General features: G+C 51.1%; 4 protein-coding genes. All 4 read right to left on the bottom strand.

The window, feature by feature from the left end; genetic code table 11:
* Positions 1–708, bottom strand: a 708-nt coding sequence (locus VFG09_11005; GenBank protein ID HET6515679.1) for a hypothetical protein, incomplete at its 3' end; no start/stop codon positions are given.
* A 203-nt stretch (positions 709–911) separates the two neighbouring features.
* The gene (locus tag VFG09_11000) at positions 912–3,935 is read right to left on the bottom strand and encodes a fused MFS/spermidine synthase (protein HET6515678.1); all 3,024 of its coding nucleotides are present in this window, start codon (positions 3,933–3,935) and stop codon (positions 912–914) included.
* Positions 3,936–4,020: 85 nt separating this feature from the next.
* Positions 4,021–4,422, bottom strand: a complete 402-nt coding sequence (locus VFG09_10995) for a hypothetical protein (protein ID HET6515677.1) — start codon at positions 4,420–4,422, stop codon at positions 4,021–4,023.
* Positions 4,423–4,504: 82 nt separating this feature from the next.
* Positions 4,505–6,667 carry a tetratricopeptide repeat protein gene (locus VFG09_10990; protein ID HET6515676.1) on the bottom strand — a complete coding sequence of 721 codons (2,163 nt, stop codon included), beginning with the start codon at positions 6,665–6,667 and terminating at the stop codon, positions 4,505–4,507.
* Position 6,668: the final 1 nt, after the last annotated feature.

Genomic DNA, 6,668 nt, shown 5'->3' with positions numbered 1-6,668 from the left:
CAGGTATCGAGCTGCCTGATTCCATAGTGTCCTACGGTCCCTTCTCACAAAATGGTCATAAGCGATGACCAGAAAGGGAAAGACAAGCGCCGTTTCCTTGCATAATGTCGCGAGAAAAAAAAGAAAGACTGACAGAGGGTAGTGAGGATGGAGAGAGGGAATCCTATTTGCAGGCAGCTTCATATAGAGCAGAAGCGAGGCGAGGCAAAAAAAAGTGAAGGAGAGATCCGGTATGCCGCTGACCCAGCTGACTGCCTCGGTATGGATGGGATGGGCGGCGAACAACAGCCCTGCCGAAACAGGGGCGCTCAGGGCCGGTAGCCTGTGCGTTAGCTGGACGCCGGCGAGGAACCTCGACGCCAGGACAAAGACAAGGAGGGAAACCCCGGCATGGATAACAATGTTGATAACATGAAATCCCAGAGGGTTAAGACCGAAGAGGGCATAAGTAAGCATGTAGATGATGTGCATTAATGGTCTGTAATAATTGCTCCCCTCGCCGGCAAATCCCCAGGCGCCTGAAGTGAATATAACGGTGATGCTGTGAAAGTTTCTGATCCAGGGATTCTGGACGACTTGGGGGATATCGTCATAGACAAAACCGTTCCGGAGGGTATCCAGGTAAAGAGCGATTGCAAAAAGAGGGATAATGAACAGCCAGAGGCTGTGAGGCGATTTCTTCAATGGCGTGCCTGTCTTATGTTCCACGCTTCTATCGAGGCCAACGCTTCTTTACATATGTTTTATGACTCACCACACTAGAACCTATCTCAAAATCGGTTCTCGGTTCAAGGTTGTCATTCGCGCAAGCGGAGCGCGCCGGGAATCCTTCTGAAAACAAAGAAAGATTCCGGACAAGCCGGAATGACACAAGCAGAGAATATCATAAAATTGCAATTTTGAGATAGGTTCTAGTATTCACTCTTTTCGACTTTTAATTCGACCATACTCTTGATCTTGGGGAGAACAGATGCCACCACCGGATATTCCGCTCCGTGAGCGACAGCCGTCTTCCTCTCCTGGTCATAGACTTCCAAAACACTTTTCATCACATCATCGACGAAGCCTCTGATATATTCGTCCCTGTTTGCACCTCGGACCCTTAACTTTCCAAAAACGACACGAGAAGTATTATCGACAAAAAACACCCGCGCCCTTTCCTTGCTGCTTCTCATTATGACCGCGGAAAACTGAAGTTTAGTAATCTCGCCCTTTTCATTGACAATAGATAATTCCACCTGTTTCAGGAGACGTGGTTCCCCTCCTTCCTCACCGCGCACCTCCTCCTTAAGAATTCTCCATGGGGAATACGCCGGGTATCGAGTCTCCAGTTCATGCGCCAGCTGTTCAAACCCGGGGGTATCAGAGCGTCCCGCAAGGCTTAGGACATGGGCCTTGTCATAGAGAACCCCCGCGTCCAAATTTTTCGACCATCTTTCTTTCTGTCTCGCTCGGCCGGCTTCATCCGAAGGGATACTCAGATAAGGCAGAATGCTTTCCCGGTATTTGACGATGTCAGATAAATTCGTCCCCATGAGGTGAGACTTTCCTATGCTGCGGGGCGCGGAGAATTCAAGGTACACGTTATCATCAGTATTGATTATCCCCCCACTGCTATAAGCCCTTGAGCCCTCATTTCCCATGACGAAATAGCTCAGAAGATCCTCTGCAGATCCCATCTGGACTGTCTGTAAATCCTGAAGGACTTCCGGCGCCCTGATCCGCCGCTGCAACTCCTCCTCGTCAATGAGAATGGGGGAGTTACTGCCGATGAGTATTGCGTCATTATACGTAAGCCATACAGATACGTACCTAAAGTTCTCCCTGAAGGTCTTCACAACAGACTTGAGGTTTTCCTCAGTGAGTTCATAGATAGGCAGCCATTGGCTGACTATGCCGCCCGGATTGAGATGTTGAGCAGCCAACCTGAAATATTCGGTGGTATAAAGATACCCTGCCCCGCCGAACCACGGATGAATCGGGTCGGCGGTGATGACATCGAACTTCTCCCTGGTGGTCAGCAGGAAATTCCTACCGTCATTAAAGACAACCTTCACCTTCGGATTATCCATGACATAGTGGTTGTATATCCCGAAAGTCCTCGCTACACCAAGGACCTTTGGTTCAATTTCCGCAAGGGTGACCTGCTCCACACTTGGATGCACAGCAGTAGCGCCAAGGGTCATCCCGCTTCCCGTGCCAAGGACGAAGACTTTCTTCGGGTTCTTATTGAGCAGCATCGGCACGTGTCCCAATGCGTATTGGAGTTGCCTGTCTTCATTGCTGTTAGAAGCCTCAACCCTGCCATTCGTTATAAAATACTGGCGTTCCCCTGAGCGTATAGAGCTCACGATTGCCTGGACACCCTCGGCAGAATAGAGGACGTCGTTGTTTTCCATGGTCTCACGAATCTTCTCCGGCGTGCTGTATAACTCCGGGATATGGGATTGATAGATGGCGTAAAACTTGGTATCCCATATTTGCCAGACTCCGGGATTGAACGCCAATACCAATATGGCCGTTGCCGCTGCACCGACTATTGCCCGATTCAGCATCTTCCTGCCCCAAACACTCACGATTACGAACAGCCCGAAACCGATATTGATCAGGATCAGAAACTGCAAGGACTGCTGTATCCCAAACAGATAGATGAGGACAAAGCCACTGACTGCTGACCCGAGTATGGCGCCGATTGTGTTATACGCCAGTATCTCACCCACCGCGCTTCCCACTATCCTTTTATGCTGGGCATGGATATTTCCTGCCAAGGGAAAGGCTACCCCCATAAAAAAAGCAGGCACAAAAACAGAAGAGAACGCAAGGACGAAGTTGGACAACTGTCCCGTCCCAAACTGCCCAATCCCGAAATGTATACTGCGGAAGAAATCATGCAAAGACACGCTGTGCGACGGTAAGTCCCGGATGTTCAGTGTCACAGCCAACGCAGAAAGCCCTATCATCACCTGGACCAAGCCAAAGGCGACTATTGATCTGATGGGATAACCCCTGGCATCTCTGCGAAATGATGCAAACACCCGGAGAATCAATCCGTATGCAGCGCTTCCAAGACCGATTCCCGCAAGAAAGGCCATCAGTATAATGGCAAACCCGTATACACTTGCGCCTATTACAATGCTGAGAATCCGGGTCCAGAGTACCTCATACCCCAGTGCACAGAAGCCGCTTACCCCGATCCCCCAGAGCACCAGCTTGAGCGAAAAAAGATACCCCGGCCCTTCTGCTGAGCCGGCATGAAAGGTCCCTGCGTCAGCCGGTAATTCTGCCTCGCGTTGATTATCCTGAAAAACTTCCTCTGCCCTATTTTCTAAAGAGATCGCGAGAGCACCGACCATGGCATTGATGAGCACAGCTATCGCCAAGGTCGTTCCGACCGAATAGTTGGGCAGTAACACAAAACTTGCAGTCGTGCCACCAGCAACGGCGCCGAGGGTATTGAAGCCGTACAGGAAAGACAGACGAGACCCGAGCGTTCTTGCCCGCGTCGAGATCAGAGACGACAGTACCGGCAGCGTTCCACCCATAAGCGTCGTCGGTCCAATCAAGACAATAAACGAGAATGTGACACGCAAGAAAGAAAGATACAACGGGGATGTTACGGCAATCTGTGCCAGGGGGACGTAAATTGAGGGGTAGAGCTTGAGCAGCAGCACAAATAGTAAAGCAAAGGCCGCGATTCCAAGTTCAAGCATTCCGTAGAGCCTTAACAGCTTCTTATAAGTGCTGACTCTCTTGCCGATGAGGTAACTGCCAAGGGCCAGCCCTCCCATAAAAACAGAGAGCACGGTGGTAACTGCAAGGTGCGAGCCTCCAAAAACAAGACTCAAAGAACGGACCCACACTACCTCATAGATGAGTGCCGATGCTCCTGAGAAGAAAAAAAACAGATAAATAGTGACCAATATAAAGAAGTGCAAATGGACGCTTACCTCTGCTTATGCCTATTCAATTGTTTGACCGTATTCCGGATAGACTGCCGGATTTCAAAGCAGTCCGGCGTGGCTATCTACACAACACCCTATAAAGCTCAGCCTCGGGAGAATTGAGCTTGGCGCCATCATAAGACTCGAGATCAAAAGCGCGCCAGCCGGAAGGGAAGTTATTGAAAAGAGGGGGCTTGGTGCCCCTCTCGGTTCTTGTCCTGAGGTCGCGTATGAGCTTAAAGTGACAATCGATTTCTGAATCGGACCAAGACTTGGAAGCATCACTGTGGATGGTCATCATTTTAAAGCCGATGCCGTCCTTCGCGGTCCGCGTCACGCTGTCGGGGCGGTAGAAGTAGCGCTCGCCGCTCTTGCTGTCGGCGGTGACAAATTTCCAGGATGTATCTTCTGCCGCCCCAACAGAGGCCAAATCAGCCACCAAGAGGGCGAGGATGAAAAATACCTTGATTCCCGTGTTCATAGCCACATAATCCTCCTTATGCTTTTCCCCTTCACGCCGTTGTCTTTCAGCGGCCTCAGGGAGTACACAAACCATTCCATATCTATTTCTGCCCCACCTTCTGCAAGGCCCTGCATCCTGCTTCACTGCCTTTATCGCATGCATGCTGAAAATCTGCGAGCGCTTCGCCGCGATGACCTGCCCGCATTTTCGCTACTCCGCGACTGACGTACGATTCAGCATTGCCGGGCTCCAGGAATATGGCATGGTCAAAATCGCTCATTGCCTGAACATGCCTGCCCTCAAGACTGTAAGCAATTCCTCGACCGCTGTAAGCGCTCACAAGACTTGGGTCGAATGCAATCGCCTGCGAATAGTCCTCGATAGCCTTGTCGAGTTCGCCATTTCCTGCATAGGCCAATCCCCTGTTCTCAAAGAAAAGGGCATTTCGGGCATCCAGGGCAATCGCTTGAGAGTACTGCTCTATGGCAAGGGAGAAGGCCCCCCTAAGATGATAGACGAATCCAAGGTTGTTGTAGGCGTCCGCATAGCCGGGGTCGATGGCAATCGCTCTGGTGTAATCCTTTATTGCGCTGTCGTAATCGCCCTTTTTGGCAAGGGACATTCCACGGCCGAAATAAAAGACAGGGTTGTCCGACCCCAGGGCAATTGCCCTGGTCTCTGCCTCAATTGCCCTGTCGTAGAGACCCTTTTGGTAAAGGGCATTCCCCAAGTTGTTGAATGCCGCCCCATAGGAGGGATACAGGGCAACCGCCCTCTCGAACTGTGCAATCGCCCGATCGTATTGGCGCATGTTGTAATAGGCAAGGCCAAGACCGTTGTATCCCCGTGCCTTCATCGGGCTTTTTTGTATGACATCCTCCCACAAGCTCACCTCGGAGCTCCACACAATATTACGTGCAAATGTAAGACCGGCAAGAAAAAGCGACGTTATCGCAAGGAGCGTGATGAGCACCTTCACAGACCCTTTACGTCGGGATGTGAGTTTCTCTGCACCCCCAAAAAGAGCGCTCGTGCATGCAAGGATAAACCCGATTGAGGGCAGGTAAAGCCTGTGCTCAGAGATGACATCGGCAATCGGTATAATGCTTGATTCGACCGCAAGGGTTATGAAGAACCAGAAGATACCGAAGGCGACGAGACGCAACGAGTGGCGCGTGCCGGGTGAGGAGGAACTCCGTGAATCCTGCGGCACGACACGGGAATGATAAAGGGAATATGCGCCGATTGCGACGATTGCCGACAGGATGAGAAAAGACAGAAACACCGCCGGCACAAAGAAGGAATCGTACAGGGGATAGTCGTGATCAAGGCTCTGTCCCATGGGCCAGAATAGTAGCCTGATATAGGTGATGATGACCCGCATCTCGGTCGCCAGATACTCCCAGCGAGAAAGCGCGCTGTGAGCCCGAAACATCCCGCCCGCATCGCCCATGAGTTCTCCAAGGGGCTTGCCCGTTGTTCCCGCCATACTCATGGGAATGATGAGCATGGTCATCAGCAGCGGTATTAAACCGAGCAACCGGCTGCCGACCTTTCCTCTGAAAAACATCATCTCATACAATGTGACAATTGCGGGAAGCGTAAAGGATATCTCTTTGGTCTTCATGGCAAAGACTGCGGACAGCAGTGACGAGCCATAGAAAAACCACCTTCCAGGCTTCTCATGACCCTCCAGACGCCACGTGATATACAGAACAAGGGAAAGCAGGTAAAAAAAGGTTGCCAGAGAGGTGAGCCTCTGGACAATATAGGTAACAGCCTCGGTCTGAATAGGATGACCGGCGAAAAGAAGGGCAGAAAAAAAAGCTACAGTTCGAGCGCGGCCCCCTAAGGATGATCCTCGCATATTCGGTGTCCGGAAGGTGAGGACAACAAGGGCGTAAACTAAGAATGCATTCAGCGTATGAATCGCAAGGTTGACCGCGTGATAGCCAGCCGTCTTCCCATTCTGCGTCGCATAGTTAAGGGCAAAGGTGAAATAGCCTACGGACCTTCTGCTAAAGTCGTGTTCATGAGCAAATCTTTCTCGCCCTGCCGGATCGAAGAAGAGCCGTATGTCCTGCACGAAGGGCCTTTTTAACATCCGGTCTACGTCGTCATACTGAAAAGGCGCACGAAAGGTATTCACATAAGCAAGAAGGCAGACGACAATCAGGAGGATATAATGAATCGCAGATATGCCGGAGGGAATCGCCTCTCCAAAAGGGGCTGTTGTCTGCACGAGGTGCTGTTCTCGCTTCATT

The organism is Thermodesulfovibrionales bacterium, assembly GCA_035686305.1.
Lineage (GTDB): Bacteria > Nitrospirota > Thermodesulfovibrionia > Thermodesulfovibrionales > UBA9159 > DASRZP01.
This window is presented reverse-complemented; position numbering and strand designations above follow the sequence as displayed.

What these genes read in the sequence shown, in the direction of transcription:
- VFG09_10995 (HET6515677.1), bottom strand. Translation starts at nt 4,422, where the DNA reads ATGAACACGGGAATCAAGGTATTTTTCATCCTCGCCCTCTTGGTGGCT.
- VFG09_10990 (HET6515676.1), bottom strand. Translation starts at nt 6,667, where the DNA reads ATGAAGCGAGAACAGCACCTCGTGCAGACAACAGCCCCTTTTGGAGAG.